The sequence below is a fragment of the Serinicoccus chungangensis genome (assembly GCF_006337125.1).
GTDB classification, from domain to species: domain Bacteria; phylum Actinomycetota; class Actinomycetes; order Actinomycetales; family Dermatophilaceae; genus Ornithinicoccus; species Ornithinicoccus chungangensis.
In genome coordinates this window covers 2,953,736-2,977,476 of record NZ_CP040887.1, presented here as the reverse complement: position 1 = coordinate 2,977,476, position 23,741 = coordinate 2,953,736, and the positions used below count along the sequence as shown (strand labels likewise).

Genomic DNA, 23,741 nt, shown 5'->3' with positions numbered 1-23,741 from the left:
TTGACACCCAAGGAGATTGTTGTGAAACGCGTCCCACGGTCGATCGTGGCGGGCACGTTCTGCCTGTTCGTCGCTGCATGTGGATCGGATCCGGAGGGGCCGGTGAGTACGCCGACCGAGACCGGAGTGCCGCAGAGCGCTTCGGAGACCGGCGAGCTGAAGGTGCAGAGCGGTAAACAGATGAGCGGAGTTGAGGCCCTCTTCGAGGCGGCCACGGAGGGTGGACTGGAATGTGAGGAGGTAGAGGAGACCACTGCCGAGACGCACGACGTCTGGGTCTGCGACAGCCAGGTCCTCCTTGCCTATTTCTCCGATTCCGGGCCCATGGATGGATACGTCGAGGGCTATCTCGAGAAGGGCCAGGACGTCATCCGCGGAGATGCCTGGTTCATTGCCGGGCGACCTGAGCGGATCGAAGCGCTGACGGCGGAGTTCACGGGCTAGCACCTGCAGAAGTTGCAGTACTTGCCCCACGGGGCACCAACTGGTGCACAAGCGTGCTCGTCACGATGGATGAGGCGTAGCGTCGGGTTATCTCTTCGGCCTCGCCCTGTGGCTGACGGGTACGTATGTGCTCGGTGAGTTCGTCGAGGTCGTGCGCCAGCCAGGTCTTCGGGTAGATCAGGTCCGCACCTGGCCAGGCGAGCACCGCGGGAAGCGCACCGGACACGGCGCCGTCGGCGGGCGTGAAGTGGAACGACTCGTGGTCGCTCACCGAGAGCGCCACACCGATCTTGCGGAACCACTCGGGCATGTCGTCGCCGTGCGGGTCCAGGACGACGGTGCCGGGCGCAGCCCGGTTCAGTTCGTCGATCCGCCCGAACTGCCGTTCGTAGAAGGCCATCTCGTCGGGGCGATGCTTCATCCAGGGGAAGTCCTCAGGCGTCTTGCCCTTGATGAAGAGCCGGTAGTCAGGGTCTTCTCGCCGCAGACGTTCAAGGAGGTCCAGGGCTAGGTCGAGGCGCTTCGCCCGCGGCACGATGCCGACGAGGCCGAGGTTGTGTGACACGTCTCCCTCGACCTTGGGCTGTCTCATCGCCGTCACGTCCACGCCGTTGGGGATGACGACGCTCTTGGCCGCCGGGACGCGGTGACTCAGGACGGCCGAGCGGCGGATCAGCTCGCCGACAAAGATGAAGCGGTCAACCGCCTCGGTGCGCACCCGACTCAAGTAGGGCCGGCGCAGCTCCTGTGCATGTACCCGCACGATGAGCCGCTGGTGGGGAGCAACGTGCTGGGAGTACCACACCGCGTTACCCAGCCCCCATTCGCAGAAGACGACGTCGGCCCGATCGAGGAGTTCGCGGGACAGCTGCTCATCGTGGCTGGTGTGCGAATCCCAGGGGTCGACTTCCAGGATGGCGCCAGACTGCTCTGCCGCCTCCATGAGTGCTCGAGCGAACTTCAGATCGTGCCCGGCGACGAGTAGCCGCACTCCGCTGAGGTCCGGGAGCCCCTCCGTCGCCTCCTGTGGTTGCTCGGCCGTGCCGGGCTCGGTGTCGACGGCGAGGTCGGGGCGAACCAAGACGAGACCCGTCCCTGAACCCGAGGTGCTCAGGTGCGCGGAGCCACCCTCCTCCTCGGTCGGCAGGGCGAACGGGACGCCGCTCTCGCCAGGTCGCAGCGGCCGGGCTGTGACCCAGGACCAGTCACCCCACAGGGTGCTGTGGAGCAGGTCCTCGGCGAACGTCCGGTCGCGTGGTTGGTCGAACGTGATTCGCGGACTTCCCTCCCCCTCATCGGCACCGACACGGGCGACGGCGACGCCGGGGGCAAGATCGGCGAGCCACTCCTGGGGGACCTCCTCGCCGAGCAGCAGCTCCGTCGGGGCGACCGACTGGTCGACCACCGAGCGCAAGGTGGCGCGGTCGGGATGGGGGACCTCTGCGACGTAGGACGGTAGCCCTGACGCTCGCACGGGGATGCCCGCCGTGCGAGCCATGATCGTGAGAGCGTGCTCGGTCGTGTGTGCGCGCAGCACCGCCCGCATCTGCAGCCAGGCCTCCGCGAGGCGCGCTTGCGGGTCCGTGGTCCACGAACGCAACCACGCGCGCCAGGTCTGCTCGTCCGACGCGCATGCGATCGCGCTGCCGAACGTCTCCGTGACGCCGCGACCCGGACCGCTGAGGACGACGCCGCCGGACGCGGCGATCTCGACCACCCGCCGGGAGAACATCGAAGGAGACTCGGTGACGGAGTTGACGTTGAGGTTGGCCACGTGTGCCTTGTAGGAGTCCAGCACGTGCTCGTAGGGCAGAGCCCCCTCGATGTTGTCGCTGAACTCGGCGGGGAAGTGGTAAGGCGAGTCGGGCACGGCCATCTGTCGGTCGTAGATCGTCAGACCGAAGGGCTTGGCCGTGCGGAGCAGGGTGGCCAGCGCCTCGCTCCGCTCCGGGTATCGGCTGCCGTAGTAGGTGCCTGCGTAGCAGGTCGTCATTGCATAGCCGCGGCGCCCCGGCAGCGGGTTGTGCAGAGATGGCGCAGCATAGAAGGGCATGGTCGAGACGGTCACGCTGCGCCCGGTCCCGACAGCACGCTGTAGATAGGCCGGGATGGTGGCGCCGTCGGTCGTGAAGATGTGGTCGCACTGGATCGCGGAACGGGCGAAGCGATTGAAATGGACCGGATCCTCCTTGTTCCAGAAGACGGTCGGAATGCCTCGTCGACGGCACTCGGATACCAGGGCGCGGTAGTCGGCGTTCTCCTCCTCCGAGTAGTAGCCCACACCTCTGTGCCACTCGTCCCCGCCGGCCCACGCCGACTCCAGGACGACCAGGTCGAGGTCGGAAACCGCCAGCTGCTGTCTCCACGTACGACGACCGAGCGGTTCGAGATGCACGGCCGCTCCGAGGGTGGTCTTGGTGAACTCGTCGGCGACGATTCCGACCCGCAGCTCGCTGAGCGTCCGGTCGTGCCCCCCTCCGAGTCGAGCGGACTCCTGGGCCGACCGTCGGTGGGCGCGGACCATCTCCTCCCCGAGGACCGTCCAGGAGCGCTGCTCCGTCACCCAGGCTCGGGCCCGTCGGGCCAAGACGGCCCTTGCGTCGGGGTCGGTCAACAGCGGCTGCAGGGCGGTCGCCAGATCCTCGGCGTCCCCAGACCGGAAGAGAGCGCATCGCCCATCCTCAGCCAGGTCGCGGTGAGGGGCGACGTCCGACAGCACCACCGCGGTCCCAGCCCCCATGGCCTCCAGCGGCTTCAACGGGGAGACGAGCTCCGTCACGGGGGTCGAGTGTCGTGGACAGGCCACGATGTCGATGCCGCTCATGAGCCGAGGGACCCGCTCCTGGGGCACACGCCCGAGGAAGAGCACATGGTCCATGCCGTGCTCGTCGACATACGCCCGCAGCCCCGGCTGCGCAGGACCAGATCCCACCAGCATGATGGTGTGACGGACTCCGCGTTCGTCCAGAAGACGCGACGCCTGCAGCAGCGTGTCCAGACCCTCGTAGTCGACCATGCTGCCGGCAAAGCCGATGACTGGAGTTCCGTCGTGCGGGACCCCTGCCTCAGCCAAGACCCGGTCGTCGCGGTAGATCGGAGCGAACTGTGACGGGTCGACGCCATTGGGGGCCAGCGACACGTGACCCGTGGGCACGCCGCGGTCGGCCATCTCTTGGGCGACCTGGCTGGTGATGGCGAGGACGTGGTCGCTCTCCCGCGCTACCAGGGTTTCCAGCTCCCGGCTCCCGTGGAACCGCTCCGAGCCCCCCCACGTGGGTTTGGCCGACAGCTCTGTGAGTTCCCACAGACCACGGACCTCGTACACCACTGGGATACCCAGCCGCCGACCCGCGATCAGCGCTGCAAGGCCGGTGCGGTAGTTCGACGCCGCCTGGATGACGGACGGACGGTAGAGGCGTGCCTCCCTGACAAAGGCATCTGCCATCTCCAGGACGATGTGGTCCAGGGGGTCGTCGTGCTCGTTCGGACCAGGGAGGTGCACGTAGTCGACGTCGTCCAGCGTACTGACCGTCCGCCTGGGGCGAGGATGCTTCAGTCCGCGGACGTCCCAGGGATAGCCCGCCCGACCCACGACCCTGACCTCGGAACCAGCCGCTCGGATCGCCTGGGCGACACCACGAGTCCGGGTCGAGTAGCCGTTGGACTGGTAGACCGGCGTGGAATGGACGCAGTAGAGGACTCGGTCACGCTCGGGCACGTAGGCCGGGCCGGAGGACCGCGGGGGGATCCACCGGGCAGCGCGAGACGCCAGCCGGTCGAAGCCCCGAATGCGTTCGGCCACCAGACGGCCAGGGCGGTTGAGCTGCTCCGCAAGGTCGGGGTGCTCCGCCAGCAGGTGCAGCGCTCGGGCCACCTCCCCATCGTGGTACCACGCGCGCAGCAGCGCGCCGTGCAGCACCTCCAGAGTGGGTTCCTGAGCCATCTGGTGGTAGAGCTCGTCGAAGGTGTGCAGCTCCGCCAACGGCCGCTTCGCGGAGGGGGGCGCCTGCTCAGCCGTCTGCGGGGGACCGAGGTCGACGGACGAGGCCGCCGCGACAGCAGCTGTCCCGGCGTCAGCGGTCGTCTCGTCCCCCTCGGGCTCCTGCTTCCGGAGATCGTCGTCCGAAACCTCCGCAGCAGGGTCAGGGTCACCTGCCTCGTGACGAACCTGCCCTGCCTCGGTCTCAGGTGCAGCGGCCGTGCCCGTCTGGACCGAACCGGTGACGAGGGCGCCGGCCAGAGAAGTGCGCCCTCCTCTGAGCTGAGCCAGCTCCTCCTCCATGTCGGCCACTCTCTGCTTGGCCTCAGCCAGGCGCTCCTTGGCCCTGGTCAGGTCGGCCAGGCTCGGGGAGCCGTCCTCGCCCTGCTCTGGCAGCCGGCTCATCCGCTCCTGCAGCACGGTCGCCCGACCCTTCCAGCGCTCGGCACGGTCCTTGAGTGCGGCATTCTGCTGCTCCAGCCGCTCGATACGCGACTGGAAGCGCTCCTCGCGGTCGCCCAGCACGGCGATGCGGTCACGCAGGCGGTCGTTGTGCTCCTGGAGCCGAGCGTTGCGCTCCTCAAGGCTGCGGTGCTGACGTTGCAGGCGGCCCGTCTCGCCGGATCGCTTGGTCTGCTCGCGGCGCAGAGCGTCGAGCTCGCGACGCACCTGCTTCACGCGCGCCGCCATGCCGCGGTACTTCCGGTAGCTCGCTGCAGGATCGCTGACGAAGTCCGCAGAGAGCTGTTGCTCGAGCAGTGCGGGGTCCCGTCCTTCGTCACGGTGCACGGTGGGGATCCTGACTGTTGGGGTTCGGCACCCGGCAAGCCTAGACGCAGGGCGGTGGCAGGTCAGGCGTCGGCGGCTGTCGCGTGGCGGCTGATCTCATCGGCCAGACGGATGTACACGTCGTCGGAGTAGTGAAAAGGTGCCTTGCCCCAGCGGTGGTGAGCTGCTGCCTCGACCAGGTCCTCGCCCACGCGGATAATCGGCGTCCCGACGATCTCTTCCACCTCTTGGTGGTAGTCGGCGAAGAGGGGGTTGGCGTCCTTGGCCGAGAGGCCGAATGAGGACGGTGTGGGTGTGCCGTCGCCACATCGACTCGCCCAGGCCGGGGCCAGGACCAAGGTGCGGTCCAGAAGCTCGAGCTCGTCCAGGCGCTGCCGGAAGCGGCGGAGCCGAGCGGTGAAGTGCCGCCGGTGCTGCGGGCTGCCGAAGGTCACGAGCTCAGCGCCCTGCTCGTGCAACTGTGCGTCGAGGCCGGTGGCAATCGTATCGACCGAGCGAGTCACGTAGTGGCCGCTGGCCAATCGGCGCACGCCGAGGCGCTCGTCGCAGAGGTCCCACAGCACGAGGTCGACTCGTCCTCTGAGCCGGGCCAGGGCTCTGGGGAGTGAGCTCGTCCAGTCGCCCTCGATCATGCGGCGTTGAAAGGACGAACTGGTCTCAAAGCGGGGGAGCCTCTCCTCATCCACCCGGCTGTAGGCGCTGAGCAGCGACTGACGCGCCACATACGCGGACAGTTCGAAGCCGTGCTGCCGCAGGAACTCGAAGGTGTCTCGCGACACACAACTGCCGTAGATGAAGGTGCGGATCACGGACCTATCCAGCGAAGTCGGGGCGTCGCCGCCCCACGCCGAGCAGCTCGTGAAGGGCTGCGACGCTGCGCTCGGCCGCGCGTCCATCACCGTAAGGGTTGACCGCGTTGGCCATACCCGCGTAGGCCGCGTCGTCGTCGAGGAGGGTGGTGACCTCGCGGACGATGCGTTCCTCGTCGGTGCCGATGAGGCGGACCGTGCCGGCGTCGACGGCCTCTGGCCGCTCGGTGTTCTCCCGCATGACGAGGACCGGCTTGCCCAGCGACGGTGCCTCTTCCTGCACCCCGCCCGAGTCGGTCAGCACGACCGTCGCACGGTCCATCATGCGGGTGAACTCGCCGTAGGCCATGGGCTCGGTGACCCGGACGTTGCCACACCCCTCCACCTGGGGCAGCACAGCCTCCCTGACGATGGGGTTCCGGTGCGCGGGTAGCAGGATGGTGAGGTCCGGGTAGCGCTCGGCCAGGCGACGCAGGGCGCGACCGACCCCCTCCATGGCGCCGCCCCAGTTCTCCCGCCGGTGAGTGGTCACCAGCAACAGCCGCCCCTCACCGCCGTGGATCTCATCGAGAACCGGGTCGGAGAAGGGGATCTGCTCCTCGACCGTGTGGAGCAGGGCGTCGATGACGGTGTTGCCCGTGACGGCGATGGTGGCGGGGTCGATGGACTCACGCACCAGGTTGGCCTTCGAGGTCGGCGTCGGCGCCAGATGCAGGGTGGTGACCTGTGAGGTGATCTTGCGGTTCGCCTCCTCGGGGAAGGGAGAATGGATGTCGCCGCTGCGCAGACCGGCCTCGAGGTGCACCACCGGGATCTGGCGGTAGAAGGCCGCGATGGACGCGGCCGCGACGGTGGAGGTGTCGCCCTGGACCAGCAGCGCGTCGGGGGCTACCTCCGAGAGCACCGGGTCGAGGCGCTCGAAGACCTTGGCCATCAGCACGTTCAGAGCCTGACCGTGCGCGAAGACGTCGAGGTCGAAGTCCGGTGTGATCCCGAAGATCTCGTTGACCTGGTCCAGCATCTCGCGGTGCTGCCCGGTGACGACCGTGATCGACTCCAGCAGGTCGCTGGCCTCGACAGCACGGATCACGGGAGCCACCTTGATGGCCTCCGGTCGGGTGCCGTAGACGGTCATCACTCGGCGGTGCGGAGTCATGCGTGGGTCAGCCTTCCCATGGTGGTGATCACTGCGGCCGCCTCGGACGCGGACTCGTCCACGCCCCGGCGGGCCTCGGTCGTGTCCCGCAGCAGGTCGGCTGCGGTCTCGTGCTCGCCCTTGGCGACGTTCCACGCCCACCAACGGTAGGCGCGGGCGGTGGCGCTCGCCTCCCCGTCCTGGATGAGCGTGCCCTCGTGGATCCACAGGGCTCGCGTGCACATCTCCTCGATGGTCTGCGCCGCGTGCGACACCAGGAAGACCGTGCCGGCGCGTGCCCGGATCTCGCTCATCCGCGCCTCGGCCCGCTGCGCCGAGGCGGCGTCACCCGTGGACAGGACCTCGTCCAGCAGCAGGATCTCCGGCTCAGCTGCCGCCGCGATGGCAAACCTGAGCCGTGCACCCATCCCGGAGGAGTAGGTGTTCATCGGGCGGTAGACGGCGTCTCCGATACCTGCGATCTCGAAGACCCGGGGCAGGGTGGTCACGACCTGTCCAGGGGTGAACCCGAGGGCGAGCAGTCCCAGGCGGGCGTTCTCGGCACCCGACAGCTCCGGTTGGAGGGCAGCGGAGACCCCCAGCAGCATCGGCTGCGACCGGGCCAGCACGCGCCCGTGGCTAGGGGAGTCCAGACCTGCGATCATCCGCAGCAAGGTGCTCTTGCCGGACCCGTTCGTCCCCACGATGCCGATCGTCTCACCGGCGTGGGCCACGAAGGACACTGAGCGCAGGGCATGCACGGTCACCGTCGTGCCGCCCCGGACGACCCTGGCCACCTTGCCCCGTACACCGCGCCCGGCCGGCCGGCTCACAGCCACGTCGAAGGTGCGGCTGACGTGGTCGACGACCACGGTCGGTTCTCCGTCAGTGCTGTCCATAGGTCTCCTCCCCCTGCCAGAAGTACCAGAAGCCGAAGAGCGGCGTGATGACGGCCCACAGGGACAGGAACATCCAGCTCTGTGCGTCCGGGACGGTGCCGTAGAGCAAGAGGTCGCGGGACATGTCGAGCACCATGTAGAGGGGGTTGGCCTGCAGCACGGAGAGCCAGACACCCTCGGAGACGAAGCGGTCGAGGGAGAAGAAGACCCCAGACATGTAGAACCACAGCCGTGCAAGGAAGGCCACGACGTGCCGGAGGTCCGGAAGCGCGGACCCGAGCCGGGCGGTGTACATCACGATGCCCGCGTTGAAGAGCACCTGCAGCCCGAAGACCAGGGGGAAGAGCGCCCACGTCCAGGTGACCTGGGTGCCGGGTGGGACGGTGAGGAGCAGGAGCACCAGCGTGGCGAGCACGGGCAGCATCGAGAGCGCCTCGCGCAGCAGCACCGAGAGTGGCACGGCTGCACGCGGAAACGAGAAGGCACCGGTCATGCCCCGGCTCTGCGACATGACGGCGATGCCCTGCTGCATGCTCGTGGTAGTGAACCGGAAGAGGAACACGCCGATGAGCAGGAACCCGGTGAAGTTCTCGATGCCCCGCGAGGTGTTGAGGATGAGCCCGAAGATGAGGTAATACGCGAGTCCCTGCAGGATGGGCACGCCGATGAGCCACAGGTTGCCCAAGAGCATGTCGCGGTTGCCCGAGAAGGCCTTGGCCCTGGCCTCGGCGCCGATGAAGTGCCGTCGCCGCCACAGCCGACGTACGTAGCTCGGGAGCGTCGGGCGCTCGCCCATCACCCGCCACGGCGGCGCGCCGGAGCGGCGCGCGGTCGTCTCGGGGGTCATAGGCCCATTGTCCACGGTGCGCGGTCCGCGCCCGACATCTCATAGGCCCGCCGGTATGTCACGGCCAGCCCGTCCCAGGTCCGTCCGGCCGCGAAGGTGCGGGCCCGAGCGGCCAGGTCGTCACGGCGGTCGGCGTCGTCGAGCAGCGAGCCGACGGCAGCAGCCAGGGCCGCCGGGTCCTGCGGCGGCGTGAGCAGGCCGGTCTCACCGGGGGCGACGATCTCGGCCAGGGGTGGGAGGTCGGAGGCGACGACCGGGCGGCCGACCCCCATGGCCTCGACCAGCTTGAGCGGGGGCACCAGGCGGGTGACCTCGTGGTCCTCCCGGGGCACGACCACGACGTCGAGGGCGTCGAGCCACTGGAGGGCGTCGTGGCGGTCCAGGCGCCCCGGGAGGAGGAAGGTCTCGTCGAGCCCGAGGTCGGCGACCCGACGCCTGAGCCCGGGCCACGCCACGCCGTCACCGACGACCACGCCACGCACGTCCGCGCCCTGCGCACGGAGCAGCGCGACCGCCTCGACCAGGTCGGTCAGTCCCTCGTAGTGCACGACCGACGACACGGCGCCCAACCAGAGCCCCGCGTCGGGGAGTCCCAACGCGGCCCGGGCCCGCTCGGGGGTGATGTCGCGCCGCAGGAGCGAGGCGTCGATGCCGTTGGGGACGACGCTCACCCGCCGTGGGTCGACGCCTCGTCCGACGAGGTCCGCCCGCATCGTCTCGCTGAGGGTGACCACGTGGTCCGCCCGGGCAGCCAGCTCGGCCTCCCGGGCACGCCAGGCGACGTACCGGCTGCTCGCATAGGGCGAAGGGTCACCGGCGCGCCGGCGTGCCGAGGCCCAGGTGCGCTCCAGCTGCCCGCGCACCTCGTGCACCCAGGGGAGGTCGAGCGCGCGGGCCGCGGCCTGTGCCGCCAGCGCGTTCGGGTAGTGCGTGGTCGAGTGCAGGTGGGTGGCGCGGTGGGCGCGGGCGAGGCGGGCGAGGTCGGCCGCCCACCGGTCGATCCGGCCGGCCTCCCCGCGGGCCAGGACGGTCGGGACGCAGCGGTGGTAGGGCACGCCCTCCACCACGTCGACGTCCGCGGTGAGCACCCGGCCGATGGAGACGGGGTATGCCGGTCGCGTCAGCGCGGCGACCTCGATCCCGGCCTGCTGCTGTGCGCGCAGGACCGCGTGGGTGCGCAGGGTGTAGCCCGAGCGTGTCCAGGGGAGGGAGTTGGTCAGCGCGTGCACCACCCGGGGTCGAGAGGGCTCAGGTCGCCAGTCGCGTGGGGGTACGGCGGGGGTGGGCCGACGACCAGGCCTCAGGGCCTCGACGTCCCCGGCCAGCTTCTCCCGCAGGCGGCGCGGCACCTGGCCGTCGGCGAGGAGTGTCTCGACCTCCTCGAGGTCACCCACCAGCCAGGCCCAGCGGGCTCGCGCTCCGTCGGCGCGCGGACCCTCGGGCCGGGTCCCTGCATGCACGGCGAGGGCCCGGGAGAAGGCTCCGGCCCGGTGCTGTCGGGACAGTCGCTCACGGGCCTGCTCGGGCCGGTCGAGCATGAGCTCCCCCCACACGGCTGCGGCAGACGCCCTGTCGGTCCGCGTGGCCAGGCGGCCGACCAGTTCCCGCAGCCGCCGCGGAGCTCGACGACCTGCCTGCACGGTGAGCCACGCCGGGTCGTCGACGGCCATCGCGAGCACGGTGACCCCCGCTGCCCCCAGGTGCCGGGCGCGCCGCCAGGGGCGGGCGGGCGTCATACCCCGACCCTCTCGTGGCCTGAGTCGGCCAGGTCGGCCAGGGCAGCCAGCAAGACCTCGGCCGCACCGGACTCGCTCGCGTGCCCGTCCACCCAGCTGCTCATCCGCGCAATGTCCTGCTGCGGTCCCGTCTCGGCGAGCGCCCCCCAGGCACGGGCGAGGGCCTGCGCATCGCCGGGCGCGGTCGCGAAGCCCGCCCCGGTCTCGCGGATGATCGCGGCCGTCTCGCCGGTGGCGGACGCGGACACGTGCAGCCCGAGGGCCAGGGCTTCGTAGAGCTTGGACGGCACCGTGCTGGCGAGCCCCGGCCAGTCGCGCAGGCACACGAGGAAGGTGTCGCACCAGTCGTAGTGCTGCGTGACCTGGTCGCGCGTCACCGGTCCGACGAACTCCACGGGTGCCTGCAGCTCGCGCGCGAGGCTGCGCACGGGGGCCAGCCTGGCCCCGGTGCCCACCACGCGCAGTCTGACGTCCACCCCGCCCTGGCGGGCGAGCTGCGCGGCCCTCACGGCTGTCTCGAGTCCCTGGGCCCGGCCCACCGTGCCGACGTAGACGACGCGCAGCGGGCCGCCGGGGCGCGGTGTGAGGGTCGACGGGGGTGGGTCCGCCAGGCCGTGGTGGGCGTTGCGGACGGTCACGACCCGCGCCACACGCCGTCGCCGCAGCGTGGCGGCGAAGCTGTCGGTGGTCGTGACCACGAGGTCGGCGGACCGCTGCAGCCAGGTGACGCCGGCCCACACCGCCCGCACCAGGACGGCGCGTACCGCGGCCCGGCCAGGTCCGCAGTCACCAGAGGCGGCGCCCCCGAGGATGTCCGGCCAGGCGTCGCGCATCTCCAGCACCAGGGGGGCTCGGAGCAGAGTGGCGACGGCACGTCCGGCGAGAGCCGTCGGCAGACCCGGGACCGTGGCGACCACGACCTCGGGGCGCAGCTCGCGACGACGTCGCCAGGCCGTGCGCACCGTGTCCGCGGCCGACACGATTTGGTCGAGCAGCAACGAGCGCGCGCTGCCCGTCGAGGGCCGGAAGCGGACCCGGTGCACGGTCTCGCCGTGCTGGCCAGGATGGGCGTGGCCCACCTGTGCCGGGTCCTCGCCGCTCAGCAGGCGCCCCGTCGGGTAGTGCGGTGCCGGTGCCACCACGTGGACCTCGTGCCCCGCCGCCACCAGGTCCCTGACCAGGGCGGACCACCGCAGCTGCGGCGGTCCCGTCTCGGGGGCGTAGTAGTGGCTGAGCAGCAGGATCCTCATGAGGTGATCAGGTGGCCGTCCACCAGGACAGCGGGGCAGCGGTGTCCGGCCCCGTCGGCTCCGGTTCCGACGGCTCGGGAGCAGCGGGATCTGGCTGCGTGGGGGACGGCTCGGGGTCGGTGCTCGGTGGGCTGCCCGGCGTGGGGTCGGTCGGCGCGGGTGTCGACGGCGGACCCGTCGGACCCGTGGGCGCCGGGGTGGTGGGCACCGGGTCAGGCGCCGGTGCCGGTGGTGGGGACCACGGAGACGTCGGCGGCTGCCACGGCGACGGTTCGGCCGTCGGTCCGACCAGCGACGGCGCGGGTGGCGAGGGCTGCGCGCTCGGTTCCTGGGGGCCGGCAGCACCGGCCGCCTCCTCCTCGGCCGCGCCGTCCTCGGCGGGCGGGCCGGCCCCGGCGTTGCCACCATCCTGCGGGGCATCCTCCTCGGCCTGCTGGTCGCCGCCGAAGACCGCCTCCTGCACGATCTGCGCCCACCGCTGCCCGCCGAAGATGTTGACGCTGAGCGGGTCGCGACCGGACACCGTGGCGTCGACGATGCCCTCGTCCTCGAAGACCTGGGCCACGTCGACCAGCTCGATGTCGTCCTGATCGGCGGCCCACTCACGGACGGTGTCCGCCACGACGGGTTGACCGTCGCGGCGAGGGGGCTGGACGACGTAGCGCACCTCTGCCTCCGGCAGCTCTTGGGTGAGCTCGTCGTGCAGGTCGCTCAGCTGACCGGGGAGGTCCTCGGGTGTGTTGGCCCGGCCGAAGCTCACCAGCACCAGGTCGGGGTCGCCCTGGACGAAGAGGTCGAGGCGCGCGGCGGCATACTCCGGGGTCCCCTGCACCAGGCTGGCGTTGTCGATGTCCACGGCCGGGCCCTCGCCGCCGAAGTCGACCGGGTCGCCGTAGCGGGTGGGATCCTCCGCCAGCGTGCTGGTGAGCTGCACGTCGCGTGAGCCGGTGAGCTGGCGGGCCCACGCGGCGACCCAGTCGTTCTCGTGGGTGCCGGTCCGGTCTCCGAGGACGAGGACGGACAGGTCCTCTCCCTCCTCGAAGCGCTCCTCCAGCGAGGGCGGCTCCGGTTCCTCGGTCGTCGGGGACGGGGAGGGCGTGGGTGTCGGCTCGGTCTCGGGCTCGTCCTCGGTCGGTGGCGAGGTCGCCTCGGCTGCGTCGTCGGCGTAGGGGTCGCTCACCGTCGGGGGTTCCCAGTCGCCGCGGAGCGTGTCCCACCAACCGGAGAACCCGCGCTGCGAGAAGCCGATGGCCACCAGCGCCACGATGAGCACGTTCGTCAGGATGACCACGAAGCCGAGACCCGTGGACCTGACCCTGGAAGCGCCGCTCACGAGGCACCATTGTGCCGCAGCAGCCACCAGATCCCGGACCCGGCGAGTCCGAGGCCCGCCCAGAGGAGCGCCACGCGCGCGTGGGTCCACCCGGGGCGCCGCGAGAGGCGTTGGTAGAGGTGCTCGCGGTGCGCCTCGGTGAGCCGTTCCCCTCGTGCCGCGCGCCGCACCAGGGTGAGGCCGGTGTCCGCGACCGAGGGGAGCAGCGGGAGGAGCAGCAGCAGCACCTGACCGCCCCCGGACTGCTCCAGGAGGAGGCCTGCGGTGACGAGCGCCCCGACGAGGTAGCTGCCGCAGTCCCCGAGGAACATCCGGGCCCGCGGGAGGTTCCACGGCAGGAACCCGGCCGCCGCCCCCAGGGCGAGCGCCCCCAGAGCCACGGCCCCTCCCGTGTCACCACCCAGCACGGCGACGAGCCCCCAGGCCATGGCGGTCAGGGCGGTGATGCCGTTGATGCCGTCCATGAAGTTGACGACGTTGACCAGCACCGGCATCGCGACGGCACCGAGGAGGGCCGTGCCGGGCCCCCCCAGCAGCGAGCCGAGCCCGGCGCCGACGAGGGCGAGCAGCACCAGGCGCACGAGCGGGCTGGGCTCACGCAGGTCCACTGCGAGGCCCAGCAGGGCCGTCACGGCGCACGCCGCCAGCGCGACCCACGGCAGGTCGGCCTCTCCGTACAGCTCGGCGCCGAGGGCGGTGAGCAGGATGCCCAGGAGCAGCGCCAGACCTGCGCCCCGCAGGGTCGGGGTGCCGTGGGACGAGCGGTGGTTGGGGACGTCGACCAGGCCCCAGGAGCGCAGCAGCGGGGCGATGGCGGGTGCGGTCGCCGCGGTCAGCAGGCCCGCGCCCACGGCCAGCGCCGCGGGGGCGAGGTCGCTCATGCCGGGCGCAGCACGCTCTCGGCGGGGTCGGAACGGTCGCGCAGCCAGGCGATGAGCTCCGGGGTGCTGGTCAGACGGCCCGAGGGCACCTCGTCGGGGTCGAGCCCGGGGACCCGGACGGACCAGAGGAGGTGGTGCCGCGTCTGGTGCTCCTCGTCGAGGCCGAAGAGGTCCTCGGTGAGCTTCTCGCCCGGCCGGAGCCCGACATACTCGATCGTCACGTCCGGGCGGCCCGACATGGTGATGAGCGTGCGGGCCATGTCATCGATGCGGACGGGTACCCCCATGTCCAGGACCAGGACGTCGCCGTCCGAGCCCAGGGAGGCGGCCTGCATGACGAGCTGGCAGGCCTCGGGGATGAGCATGAAGAAGCGCTCGACGTCGGGATGGGTGACGGTGACCGGCCCACCGCGCTCGATCTGCTCGGTGAAGACGGGGATGACCGAGCCGCGCGAGCCCAGGACGTTGCCGAACCGCACCGAGACGTAGCGCCCGGGCTGGCTGAAGGCGAAGTGAGAGGTCAGCCGCTCCGTGACGCGCTTGGTGTAGCCGAGGATGGAGGTCGGGTTGGCCGCCTTGTCGGTGCTGATGTTGACGAAGGTCCCGACCCCGTAGGCCGCCGCCGAGCGGAGAACGTTGAGGGTGCCCGAGACGTTGACCCGCCACGCCTCCATCGGGAAGCGCTGGAGGAGCGGCAGGTGCTTGAGGGCGGCGGCGTGGAAGACGACGTCGGGCCGGTGCTGGTGGAAGACGCGGTCCACCATGCCGGCGTCGCCGATGTCGCACAGCACGACGTCCTCGCTCTGCAGCAGCCCGCGGCCGGTGAGGGAGAGCTGCACGGCGTGCAGCGCCGACTCGTCACGGTCGAGCAGCACCAGCCGGCGCGGGTGGAAGCGTGCGATCTGCCGGCAGAGCTCGGAGCCGATCGAGCCGCCCGCACCGGTGACCAGCACGACCTTGCCGGTCAGGTGGTCGGTGATGGCGCCCTGGTCGAGCTCGGTGCGACGACGACCCAGCAGGTCCTCGAGGTCGATGTCGCGCAGGTCGTCCGCGTGCGGGTCGGCGTCCAGCAGCCGGTCGAGGTTGGGCAGCACCTTGACCGTGAGCCCGGCCTCGCCCGCGAGGTCGTTGACCTCTCTCATCAGCGCCGAGTCGGCCCTCGGGATCGCCACGATGAGGTGGGTGGCCTCGTAGCGCCTCGCCACGCGTCCCATGGCCGTCCGGTCGCCGCGCACCCGTATGCCGTCGATCCGCAGCTTGCGCTTGCTGCGGTCGTCGTCGAGCAGGGCCACCGGCCGGAAGGGTGAGGTGTCGTCCTGCAGCATGTTGGCCACGAGCCGCCGCCCCAGCACGCCGGCGCCGTAGATGATGGCGCTGTGGTCCACCTCGCGGCGGACCGCGGCCCGGGCCCGGTAGGAGCGCACCACGAAGCGCGCGGCCAGCATGAGGGAGATCGCGACCGCGGCGCCCACGCTGGGGACCGAGCGGGGCACGATGTAGGGCTGGACCCAGATGGCCCACACGCTGAGGACCAGCGCGGTGAGCAGGGCGGCCCGACAGACCGCGGTGACCTCCTCGAAGGACCCCCTGATGTGCTTGATGAGGTAGGGGCCGAGCAGGATGCCGAACGTCAGGTGGATGGCCGCTGCGCCCCCGGCGACGACCCAGGTGTCCGCGACGAACGCGCGGCCGGTGTCGTACTGGAACCTGATCCACGTCATGCCGAGGATCGCCACCGCCCACACCATGCCGTCGCCGAGCGCCCAGAGCACGCGTTTGAGCGCATCCGGGACGCGGCGGGGACGTGGGCTCACGACCATCCTCGGGGAATTCTTCGACAGGTGGGGAAATGGACCAGCACCCAGAATGGCTGGTCGCCCCCAGAATGGCAAGACCCCTGGTCAGGGCGATCTCATGGCCATGCTGACCTGATAGGCGAGGAAAAGAACCTTCTGTCAGGAATGCCTGACGATTTCTTTACCTTCTCTTGACCATTTGCTGGTCAGTTCAGGTCGTCGGCGACCTGCTCCGAGCTCTTGCGGCTCGCCCGGGCGATCACCCGGCTGGACTCGCGGTTGGCCAGCATGCGGGCCAGACCGACCAGGGCGCCGGACAGGACGGCGAAGGCCACGGCCTCCTTGAAGTCGATGTCCGGGTCCTCCGGGTTCGCCGGGGAGTCGCTGCCGGTCACGAACTTCCAGGTGCCGTCGGTCGCCTTGCGCGCGATGCTGCTGGCAGCGAGGACGGCAGCGACGGTCAGTGCCTTGGCCACGAGATTTCCCATGCTCCGATAGTGCCACAGCGCGCTCCCGCACGACTTCGTGGCCATCCCCCCACCCCTAGGGGTGAGAGCGCTTCCGGCATCCCCGGATCGAGGGGCCCTGTTTGCTATGGTCTGGGCGCTCGTCGCTCCGGCAGCGACGCACGACCCCGACGGCGTGGAACGCCCAGATCCAGAAAGGACGCCCCATCCCTCATGGTGCCGGAATTCCCCGGGTGGATCGTCGTCGTGCTCTGGGTCCTGCTCGGGATCGCCGGTCTGGCCATCGTCTGGGCGTCGACGAAGAGCACGCTGCGGGGCATGGACGTGGTGCTCCCTCCCCCGGAGAACGAGCACGGGCGGCCGGGGGAGGCCCATCTGCAGGGGGAGGAACCACTCATCGGCGACGGTGATAGTGTCGAGAACGACCACGACAGGGGAGCGCCCGAGCGCTGAGAGTGCGGCACCCGCCGCAGACCCTCGAACCTGCACCGGCTAGCACCGGCGAAGGAAGTCGATGAGGAGACGCTGCACCATGATCCATACCCGTCCTCGACGGACCACCACCATCCTGACCCTGGCCCTCGCCACCGGCCTCGTCCTCACCTCGTGCACCCTGACCGGTGGCGACGACGACGAGCCGACCGGGGACCAGGCCGCCCCGGCGCCCTCGGAGTCGCAGGAGCCGGGCGCCGACGACGACGCCGCGACGGCCACGGCGCCGGCCCCCACCCCCGCCGACACTGGCACGGTGGTGCTCGCGGCGCACGACTCCTTCACCCTCCCCGGCGAGCTGGTCGCCGCCTTCGAGGCCGACACCGGCTACGACCTGGAGGTCCAGCTCTCCGGGGACGCCGGCCAGATGGCCAACCAGATCGTGCTGACCGCCGGCAACCCCACCGCCGACGTCGTCTTCGGCATCGACACCACCTTCGCCACCCGGGTGGTCGGCGCCGAGGCGCTCGAGGCATACCGCCCCGAGGGCCTCCCCGAGTCGGTGGAGGAGCACGACCTCGCCGAGGGGGCCGAGGCCTACCTCACCCCCGTCGACTACGGCGACGTGTGCGTCAACATCGACAGCGTGTGGTTCGCCAACCAGGGGATCGAGCCGCCCCAGTCGCTGGCGGACCTCACCGACCCCGCCTACGAGGACCTCTTCGTCACCCCCGGTGCCAGCACGTCCAGCCCGGGCCTGGCCTTCCTGCTCGCCACCATCGGCGAGTTCGGGCCGGGGGAGTGGCAGGGCTACTGGGAGGACCTCATGGCCAACGGCGCCAAGGTCACCAGCGGCTGGACCGACGCCTACACCGTCGACTTCACCGCCGGCGGCGGCGACGGCGACCGCCCGATCGTCCTGTCCTACGCCTCCAGCCCGCCCTTCACCATCCCCGACGGCGGCTTCGAGCCCACGACCCGCGCGCTGCTCGACACCTGCTTCCGACAGGTCGAGTACGCCGGCGTCCTCGCCGGCACCGACAATCCCGAGGGCGCCCAGGCCGTGGTCGACTGGCTGCTGAGCCCGGACGTGCAGGCCGCCATCCCGGACAGCATGTACGTCTTCCCCGTCGACGACACGGTCGCGCTGCCCGACCTCTGGTCCCAGTGGGCGCAGGTCGCCGAGGACCCGATCGTCGTCAGCCCGCGCCAGATCGAGGCCGAGCGGGAGACGTGGCTGCGCGAGTGGGCGGACATCGCCACCGGATGAGACGCGCCCCCGGGGTGGCGCTCGGGCTGGCCGCGCTGGTCCCGCTCGCCTTCCTCGCCGTCTTCTTCGTCCTCCCGGTGAGCGGGATGATCGCTCGGGGGCTGTGGCCCGAGGGACGGCTCGACCTCAGCGGTGTCCCCGAGGTGCTCGGCCGCGCGCGCACCCTGCGGGTGCTCACCTTCACCCTGGTCAGCTCGCTGGCCGGCACGGTCGTCACCCTGCTCCTGGGCCTGCCGGTCGCCTTCGTGCTCTACCGCCTGCGCTTCCCGGGTCGCGGGCTGCTGCGCGCGGTCGTCGTCATGCCCTTCGTCCTGCCGACGGTGGTGGTGGGCGTCATGTTCCGCTCGCTGCTGGCCCCCGGCGGCCCGCTCGGCGGGCTCGGGCTCGACGGCACCTGGGTGCCGATCCTGCTCGCCTTCGTGTTCTTCAACCTCGCCGTCGTCGTGCGCACCGTCGGTGGCCTGTGGGAAGGGCTGGACCGGCGCGCCGAGGAGTCCGCCGCCACCCTCGGCGCCGGCCCCTGGCAGGTATGGCGCACGGTCACCCTCCCCGCGCTCGCGCCGGGCATCGTCTCCGCGGCCACCCTCGTCTTCCTCTTCTGCTCCACCGCCTTCGGGGTGGTGCTCACCCTCGGCGGGCTGCGCTACGGCACCGTCGAGACCGAGATCTACCTGCTCACCGTGCAGTTCCTCGACCTGCAGGGCGCCGCCGTGCTCTCGCTGCTGCAGCTCGTGGCCGTCGTCGCCATGCTCGCCCTCGCCGCCCGCACCCGCTCCCGGCGCGAGCAGGCCCTGCGCCGCGTCGGTGCCCTCGCCGCGACCCGCCGGCCCCGGCGCCACGACCTCCCGGTCCTCGCGGCGACCGCGTTCGCCGTCGCCTTCGTGCTGCTGCCCGTCGGCACCCTCGTCGTGCGCTCGCTGCAGGTCGGGCCGGGGTGGGGGCTCGGGAACTACCGCGCCCTCACCGACCCGGACGCCACCGCGGCCCTGCGGGTGAGCGTCACCGAGGCCATGGCCAACTCGCTGCGCACCGCCGTCGACGCCACCGTGCTCGCCATGCTGCTCGGCCTCGTCGTCGCCGTCGTCGTCTCCCGGCGCCCACGCTCGCGGGGCTGGGCGCGCACGGTCTCGGTGCTCGACGGCGCCTTCATGCTCCCGCTCGGCATCTCCGCGGTCACCGTCGGCTTCGGCTTCCTCATCACCCTCGACCGGCCGCCGCTGGACCTGCGCACCTCGCCGATCCTCGTGCCGATCGCCCAGGCGATGGTCGCGCTCCCCCTCGTGGTGCGGACCCTCGCCCCGGTGCTGCGCTCGGTCGACCCGCGGCAGCGGGAGGCCGCGGCCACCCTCGGGGCCGGGCCGTGGCGCGCGGCGTGGACCGCCGAGGCGCCGGTGCTCGCCCGGCCGGTGCTCGCGGCGACCGGGTTCGCCTTCGCCGTCTCGCTGGGGGAGTTCGGCGCGACCAGCTTCCTCGCCCGTCCGGACCGGCCGACCGTGCCGGTCGTCATCTACCAGCTCATCTCCCGGCCCGGCGCCGACCACCTGGGGATGGCGCTCGCCGCGAGCGTGCTGCTCGCGCTCGTGACCGTCGTCGTCATGGGTCTCGTCGAGCGGCTGCGGGTCGGCTCGGTGGGAGCCTTCTGATGCTCGAGCTCGACGACGTCACGGTCACCTTCCCCGGCGCCACCGCGGTCGACCGGGTCGACCTGCGGGTCGAGGAGGGCGGTGTGCTGGCCGTGCTCGGGCCCTCCGGCTGCGGCAAGTCCACCCTGCTGCGGGCGGTCGCCGGGCTGGAGCCGGTCTCCGCCGGGTCCATCCGCTGGCAGGGCCGGGACCTGCGCGGGGTGCCGACGCACGAGCGGGGCTTCGCCCTCATGTTCCAGGACGGCCAGCTCTTCGCCCAGGCCAGCGTCGCCGACAACATCGGCTACCCGCTGCGGCTGCGCGGGCGCAGCCCTCGGGACCGGGCGGGGCGGGTCGCCGAGCTGCTCGAGCTCGTCGGGCTCGAGGGGTATGCCGACCGCCGCCCGGCCACCCTCTCCGGCGGGGAGCAGCAGCGGGTCGCGCTCGCCCGCTCGCTCGCCGCCGGCCCGGCCCTGCTGCTGCTCGACGAGCCGCTCAGCTCCCTGGACCGGGCGCTGCGCGACCGGCTCGCCGGCGACCTGCGCGAGATCCTCACCACGACCGGCACCACGGCGCTGCTCGTCACCCACGACCACGACGAGGCCTTCACCGTGGCGGACCGGATGGCCGTCATGCTGGACGGGCGGATCGCCCAGGAGGGCGAGGCGGTGCAGGTCTGGCGCCACCCGGTCTCCCGGGAGGTCGCCTCCTTCGTCGGCTACGAGACGATCCTCGAGCCCGACCCCACCGGGCCCCGCGGGTGGGTCCCCCCGCCCCCGCCGGGCGGCGCAGGTGCCCCCGGGGGTGGCCGGGCCCCGTCCGTGGTGGCCCTGCGCCGCTCGGCGCTGCGCGTCGACGCCGACGGCGAGCTGCGCGGGCTGGTGCGACGGGTGGTCACCGTCTCCGACGCCCTGCACCTCGAGGTCGAGGTCGAGGGTGTGGGGCGGATGCCGGCACTCGCCACGGACCGCGGCCCGGAGGTCGGCGACGACGTGAGGCTCACGGTGGATCCGCGTGGCGTCGCGCACCTGTCCGAGTGATCTGTCGCTCAGACCCCTGTCGTCCGCACGACCTGCGTGGAGCCCGGACGAGGTGGCGTGGTGCCGGAAGAAACTGCATACCGTCCGGGGTGGTGTCGATGCGGGGAACCCGGCCGTCGCGATCTAGATTGGTGCCCCATGGACACCCCTGACAACTGGCGGCCGGACACGCTCGCGGTGCGGGGCGGGCTCCTGCGCAGCTCCTTCGACGAGACCTCCGAGGCGCTCTACCCGACCTCCGGCTACGTCTACGGCAGCGCCGAGGAGGCCCAGGCCGCCTTCAACGACGAGATCGAGCGCTTCGTCTACAGCCGCTACGGCAACCCCACCGTCGCGATGCTGGAGGAGCGGATGCGGCTGCTGCACGGGGCGGAGGCGGCCCAGGCGACGGCCTCGGGGATGTCCGCCGTCTTCACCGCGCTCGGCGGGATCTGCGCCGCGGGCGACCGCGTCGTCGCGAGCCGGTCGCTCTTCGGCTCGTGCTTCGTCATCATCGACGAGGTGCTGCGCCGCTGGGGTGTGGAGAGCACCTTCGTCGACGGGACCGACCTGGACGACTGGGCGCGGGCGCTCGAGACCCCGGCGGCGGCCGTCTTCTTCGAGACGCCGAGCAACCCCACCCAGGAGATCGTCGACATCGCGGCGGTGAGCGAGCTGGCGCACGCCGCCGGCGCGGTCGTCGTGGTGGACAACGTCTTCGGGACCCCGGTCTTCTCCCGGCCCCTGGACCACGGGGCCGACATCGTCGTCTACTCCACCACCAAGCACATCGACGGCCAGGGCCGCGTCATGGGCGGGATGATCCTGGGCCCCACCGAGCTCGTCGGCGGGCCGATCCAGACGCTGCTGCGGCACACCGGGCCGGCGATGTCGCCCTTCAACGCCTGGGTGACGATCAAGGGGCTCGAGACGCTCACGCTGCGCGTCGAGCGGCAGGCAGCCAGCGCCCTCGAGCTGGCCCGCCACCTGGAGGGCGACCCGCGGGTGGCCCGGGTCTTCCACCCCTGGCTGGAGTCGCACCCGCAGGCCGACCTGGCCCGGCGGCAGATGACCGGCGGCGGCACGGTCGTCACCTTCACCCTGGACGGCGGTCAGCAGGAGGCCTTCGCCTTCATGAACGCCCTGCAGGTCGTCGACATCTCCAACAACCTCGGCGACGCCAAGTCGCTCACCACCCACCCGGCGACCACGACGCACAAGCGGCTGCCCGAGCCGGCGCGGCTGGCGGCCGGCATCACCGGCGGCACCATCCGGCTCTCGGTCGGGCTCGAGGACCTCGAGGACCTGCGGGAGGACCTCGAGCGGGGCCTCGTCGCGGCCTTCGGCTGAGCAGCCGGCCGCCCTCCCGTGCGCCCTCGCGGGCCCGATGACGCAGGTGTGACGCGGATCACAGTATCAGGATGCAACGATCCCGCTCTGAGGGACGTCTAGGGAGTGTCGGTTCGGGACAGCCGACGCAACCCCGTCGTGGGGGCCGCAGCACGCGGGACGGTGGGGAGACGGATGGTGGGGCGCCGGTTCAGGGACCGGCGCCCCACCCTCCATACCCTCATCGGCGCGTGGCGGCAGCCCTCCGGACCTAGACTGGCGGGGACGCTACCTGGAGGTGTCACCCGATGACCCGCAACCGCCGACCCATCCTCGCCGTCACCACCCTCAGCCTCGCCGCCCTGCTCTCCGCCTGCGGGGACGCCGGCGGCACCGAGGGAGAGCAGGCGGCCACCCCCACGCAGAGCGATGACGCGGGTGGCGGAGGTGCCGGTGACGAGGACACCGGCAGCGGCGCCGACGAGAGCGAGGACCCCAGCATGAGCACCGGCGAGCCCGGGGTCGGCGACAGGCCGACCCAGACCCAGATCGCCCCGGGCGGCGGTGACGTCTCGCTGCCCCTCGGCCCCGTGCCCGACGCGGTCGTCCAGCGCCCCGACGTGCAGGAGGCGATCGAGGCCGAGGCGCAGCGGACCGGGGTCGAGCCCGAGGCGGTGACCGTCGCCGGCTACGCCGACGTCACCTGGAGCGACGGCTCGATCGGCTGCCCGAAGCCGGGGATGATGTACACCCAGGCGCTCGTCCCCGGTCACCAGCTCGTCCTCGAGGTCGACGGGTCCTACGCCAGCTACCACGCGGCCGACGGCAAGCCCTTCTCCTACTGCGCGCAGCCGGTCGGCCCGGCCACCTCGCAGTCCTCCGGGGGCCCGGTCACCGACCGCTGACGGCCGCTCAGTGCCCGGGCCGCAGGGTGAGTGCCTGCACCAGGGTGCCCACCGGACCCTGCTCGTCGTGCACCACCGAGGCGGTCTGCCCGATGCCCGTCGGGCCCCACGAGACCCGGGTGTCCAGCCCCACCCAGGGGCCCTCCGGGACCCGGTGCAGGTGCAGGGTGAGGTCGACGTTGGGGAAGAGCCAGTCGTGCGGAGCCTCCCGCCCGGCCGTGCCGTTGGCGGTGTCCAGCAGCCCCACCCACGACGCCAGCGCCGAGGCCTGCTCGTCCTCGCGGCCGCCGACGAGCAGCACGTCGGTGCGGACCCAGGTCCGTCCCCGCCCGGCCCGCGACCCGGGCACCGAGCGGAAGTCCAGGCTGGCGATGAAGCCGCCGTCCCAGTGGTCCATGCCGTGCCAGGGATCCAGCTCCGAGGGTGCGGGCATCTGCGCGTGCTCCTGACCGGCCACCGCGGTGGTGTCGCTGGTCATGAGCCGCCAGGCGGTGAGCCGCACGGCGTCCCGGCCGCCGATCTCCACGCTGGCCTCGAGCAGCTCGATGGTCCGCCCCGGGCGCAGCACCCGGGTGGTGACCCGCATCTCCTCGCGCCGGATGAAGCCGAGGATGTCGACGCTCAGCCGCGCCCACTGCAGGTCCTCGCGCGGGTGCTGGTGCTCCAGCGTGTGCAGCAGCAGCCCGATGACCGGGGCGACGTGCTGCTCCTCCGGCGACCACGCGCCCTGCACGTGCTCGGTCGGCTGGTACCTGCCCTCGCCCAGCGCCGTGAAGTAGTGCCGCGCGTCAGCCGTCAT

19 protein-coding genes are annotated in these 23,741 nt (G+C 71.6%); 7 read left to right on the top strand and 12 right to left on the bottom strand.

Translation table 11 applies throughout. The features are described from left to right. Nucleotides 1-45: 45 nt before the first annotated feature. Nucleotides 46-444: a hypothetical protein gene (locus tag FHD63_RS13685; RefSeq protein WP_139722506.1), complete on the top strand. Its 399-nt coding sequence runs from the start codon at nucleotides 46-48 to the stop codon at nucleotides 442-444. Here FHD63_RS13685 and FHD63_RS13680 read toward each other — a convergent pair. The 11 genes from FHD63_RS13680 to FHD63_RS13630 form a co-directional block, all read right to left on the bottom strand. Continuing rightward, nucleotides 434-5,212 carry a glycosyltransferase gene (locus FHD63_RS13680; RefSeq protein ID WP_139722505.1) on the bottom strand — a complete coding sequence of 1,593 codons (4,779 nt, stop codon included), beginning with the start codon at nucleotides 5,210-5,212 and terminating at the stop codon, nucleotides 434-436. The genes FHD63_RS13685 and FHD63_RS13680 overlap by 11 nt on opposite strands. Before the next feature lie 62 nt (nucleotides 5,213-5,274). Continuing rightward, a complete protein-coding gene (locus FHD63_RS13675) occupies nucleotides 5,275-6,021 on the bottom strand; it encodes a DUF6270 domain-containing protein (protein ID WP_139722504.1) in 747 nt (248 codons plus the stop codon). 4 nt (nucleotides 6,022-6,025) lie between these two features. Continuing rightward, nucleotides 6,026-7,177 carry a non-hydrolyzing UDP-N-acetylglucosamine 2-epimerase gene (gene wecB, locus FHD63_RS13670; protein ID WP_139722503.1) on the bottom strand — a complete coding sequence of 384 codons (1,152 nt, stop codon included), beginning with the start codon at nucleotides 7,175-7,177 and terminating at the stop codon, nucleotides 6,026-6,028. Further along, entirely contained in the window at nucleotides 7,174-8,055 is an 882-nt protein-coding gene (locus FHD63_RS13665; protein WP_139722502.1) for an ABC transporter ATP-binding protein, read from the bottom strand. The genes wecB and FHD63_RS13665 overlap by 4 nt, the downstream gene beginning before the upstream one ends. Beyond that, entirely contained in the window at nucleotides 8,042-8,902 is an 861-nt protein-coding gene (locus FHD63_RS13660) for an ABC transporter permease (RefSeq protein ID WP_139722501.1), read from the bottom strand. The genes FHD63_RS13665 and FHD63_RS13660 overlap by 14 nt, the downstream gene beginning before the upstream one ends. After that, nucleotides 8,899-10,638 carry a glycosyltransferase family 4 protein gene (locus FHD63_RS13655; protein WP_139722500.1) on the bottom strand — a complete coding sequence of 580 codons (1,740 nt, stop codon included), beginning with the start codon at nucleotides 10,636-10,638 and terminating at the stop codon, nucleotides 8,899-8,901. The genes FHD63_RS13660 and FHD63_RS13655 overlap by 4 nt, the downstream gene beginning before the upstream one ends. Continuing rightward, nucleotides 10,635-11,888, bottom strand: a complete 1,254-nt coding sequence (locus FHD63_RS13650; protein WP_139722499.1) for a glycosyltransferase family 4 protein — start codon at nucleotides 11,886-11,888, stop codon at nucleotides 10,635-10,637. The genes FHD63_RS13655 and FHD63_RS13650 overlap by 4 nt, the downstream gene beginning before the upstream one ends. A 7-nt stretch (nucleotides 11,889-11,895) precedes the next feature. Further along, nucleotides 11,896-13,221, bottom strand: coding sequence for an SGNH/GDSL hydrolase family protein (locus tag FHD63_RS13645; RefSeq protein ID WP_139722498.1), 1,326 nt, complete (start codon nucleotides 13,219-13,221; stop codon nucleotides 11,896-11,898). Further along, nucleotides 13,218-14,102 carry an MraY family glycosyltransferase gene (locus FHD63_RS13640; RefSeq protein ID WP_139722497.1) on the bottom strand — a complete coding sequence of 295 codons (885 nt, stop codon included), beginning with the start codon at nucleotides 14,100-14,102 and terminating at the stop codon, nucleotides 13,218-13,220. Before FHD63_RS13640 ends, FHD63_RS13645 begins: the two co-directional genes overlap by 4 nt. Further along, nucleotides 14,099-15,916, bottom strand: a complete 1,818-nt coding sequence (locus tag FHD63_RS13635; protein WP_238705676.1) for a polysaccharide biosynthesis protein — start codon at nucleotides 15,914-15,916, stop codon at nucleotides 14,099-14,101. Before FHD63_RS13635 ends, FHD63_RS13640 begins: the two co-directional genes overlap by 4 nt. Before the next feature lie 188 nt (nucleotides 15,917-16,104). Then, on the bottom strand, nucleotides 16,105-16,386 hold the full coding sequence (locus FHD63_RS13630) for a DUF4235 domain-containing protein (protein WP_139722496.1): 282 nt from the start codon (nucleotides 16,384-16,386) through the stop codon (nucleotides 16,105-16,107). A 192-nt stretch (nucleotides 16,387-16,578) separates the two neighbouring features. Here FHD63_RS13630 and FHD63_RS16000 point away from each other — a divergent pair, with 192 nt between their 5' ends. The 6 genes from FHD63_RS16000 (at nucleotide 16,579) to FHD63_RS13605 (ending at nucleotide 22,942) form a co-directional block, all read left to right on the top strand. Next, complete coding sequence (locus FHD63_RS16000; RefSeq protein WP_158296784.1) at nucleotides 16,579-16,818, top strand: hypothetical protein; 240 nt, start codon at nucleotides 16,579-16,581, stop codon at nucleotides 16,816-16,818. A gap of 79 nt (nucleotides 16,819-16,897) precedes the next feature. Then, entirely contained in the window at nucleotides 16,898-18,067 is a 1,170-nt protein-coding gene (locus FHD63_RS13625; RefSeq protein WP_139722495.1) for a thiamine ABC transporter substrate-binding protein, read from the top strand. Beyond that, nucleotides 18,064-19,710 carry an ABC transporter permease gene (locus FHD63_RS13620; RefSeq protein WP_139722494.1) on the top strand — a complete coding sequence of 549 codons (1,647 nt, stop codon included), beginning with the start codon at nucleotides 18,064-18,066 and terminating at the stop codon, nucleotides 19,708-19,710. Before FHD63_RS13625 ends, FHD63_RS13620 begins: the two co-directional genes overlap by 4 nt. After that, the gene (locus FHD63_RS13615; RefSeq protein WP_139722493.1) at nucleotides 19,710-20,729 is read left to right on the top strand and encodes an ABC transporter ATP-binding protein; all 1,020 of its coding nucleotides are present in this window, start codon (nucleotides 19,710-19,712) and stop codon (nucleotides 20,727-20,729) included. Before FHD63_RS13620 ends, FHD63_RS13615 begins: the two co-directional genes overlap by 1 nt. A gap of 138 nt (nucleotides 20,730-20,867) precedes the next feature. Beyond that, nucleotides 20,868-22,058 carry an O-succinylhomoserine sulfhydrylase gene (locus FHD63_RS13610; RefSeq protein WP_139722492.1) on the top strand — a complete coding sequence of 397 codons (1,191 nt, stop codon included), beginning with the start codon at nucleotides 20,868-20,870 and terminating at the stop codon, nucleotides 22,056-22,058. 287 nt (nucleotides 22,059-22,345) lie between these two features. Continuing rightward, nucleotides 22,346-22,942 (top strand): hypothetical protein, encoded by a 597-nt coding sequence (locus tag FHD63_RS13605; protein ID WP_139722491.1) that lies wholly within the window; start codon nucleotides 22,346-22,348, stop codon nucleotides 22,940-22,942. A 7-nt stretch (nucleotides 22,943-22,949) separates the two neighbouring features. Here the strand turns inward: FHD63_RS13605 and FHD63_RS13600 are convergent, their stop codons facing one another. Continuing rightward, a complete protein-coding gene (locus FHD63_RS13600; RefSeq protein ID WP_139722490.1) occupies nucleotides 22,950-23,741 on the bottom strand; it encodes a thioesterase family protein in 792 nt (263 codons plus the stop codon).

Excerpts from the sequence above, each read along its gene's own strand:
- FHD63_RS13660 (WP_139722501.1), bottom strand. The coding sequence starts at position 8,902 with ATGACCCCCGAGACGACCGCGCGCCGCTCCGGCGCGCCGCCGTGGCGG.
- FHD63_RS13605 (WP_139722491.1), top strand. The coding sequence starts at position 22,346 with ATGACCCGCAACCGCCGACCCATCCTCGCCGTCACCACCCTCAGCCTC.
- FHD63_RS13610 (WP_139722492.1), top strand. The coding sequence starts at position 20,868 with ATGGACACCCCTGACAACTGGCGGCCGGACACGCTCGCGGTGCGGGGC.
- FHD63_RS16000 (WP_158296784.1), top strand. The coding sequence starts at position 16,579 with ATGGTGCCGGAATTCCCCGGGTGGATCGTCGTCGTGCTCTGGGTCCTG.
- FHD63_RS13615 (WP_139722493.1), top strand. The coding sequence starts at position 19,710 with ATGCTCGAGCTCGACGACGTCACGGTCACCTTCCCCGGCGCCACCGCG.
- FHD63_RS13640 (WP_139722497.1), bottom strand. The coding sequence starts at position 14,102 with ATGAGCGACCTCGCCCCCGCGGCGCTGGCCGTGGGCGCGGGCCTGCTG.
- FHD63_RS13650 (WP_139722499.1), bottom strand. The coding sequence starts at position 11,888 with ATGAGGATCCTGCTGCTCAGCCACTACTACGCCCCCGAGACGGGACCG.
- FHD63_RS13625 (WP_139722495.1), top strand. The coding sequence starts at position 16,898 with ATGATCCATACCCGTCCTCGACGGACCACCACCATCCTGACCCTGGCC.
- FHD63_RS13630 (WP_139722496.1), bottom strand. The coding sequence starts at position 16,386 with ATGGGAAATCTCGTGGCCAAGGCACTGACCGTCGCTGCCGTCCTCGCT.
- FHD63_RS13665 (WP_139722502.1), bottom strand. The coding sequence starts at position 8,055 with ATGGACAGCACTGACGGAGAACCGACCGTGGTCGTCGACCACGTCAGC.
- FHD63_RS13600 (WP_139722490.1), bottom strand. The coding sequence starts at position 23,741 with ATGACGGCTGACGCGCGGCACTACTTCACGGCGCTGGGCGAGGGCAGG.
- wecB (WP_139722503.1), bottom strand. The coding sequence starts at position 7,177 with ATGACTCCGCACCGCCGAGTGATGACCGTCTACGGCACCCGACCGGAG.
- FHD63_RS13655 (WP_139722500.1), bottom strand. The coding sequence starts at position 10,638 with ATGACGCCCGCCCGCCCCTGGCGGCGCGCCCGGCACCTGGGGGCAGCG.
- FHD63_RS13620 (WP_139722494.1), top strand. The coding sequence starts at position 18,064 with ATGAGACGCGCCCCCGGGGTGGCGCTCGGGCTGGCCGCGCTGGTCCCG.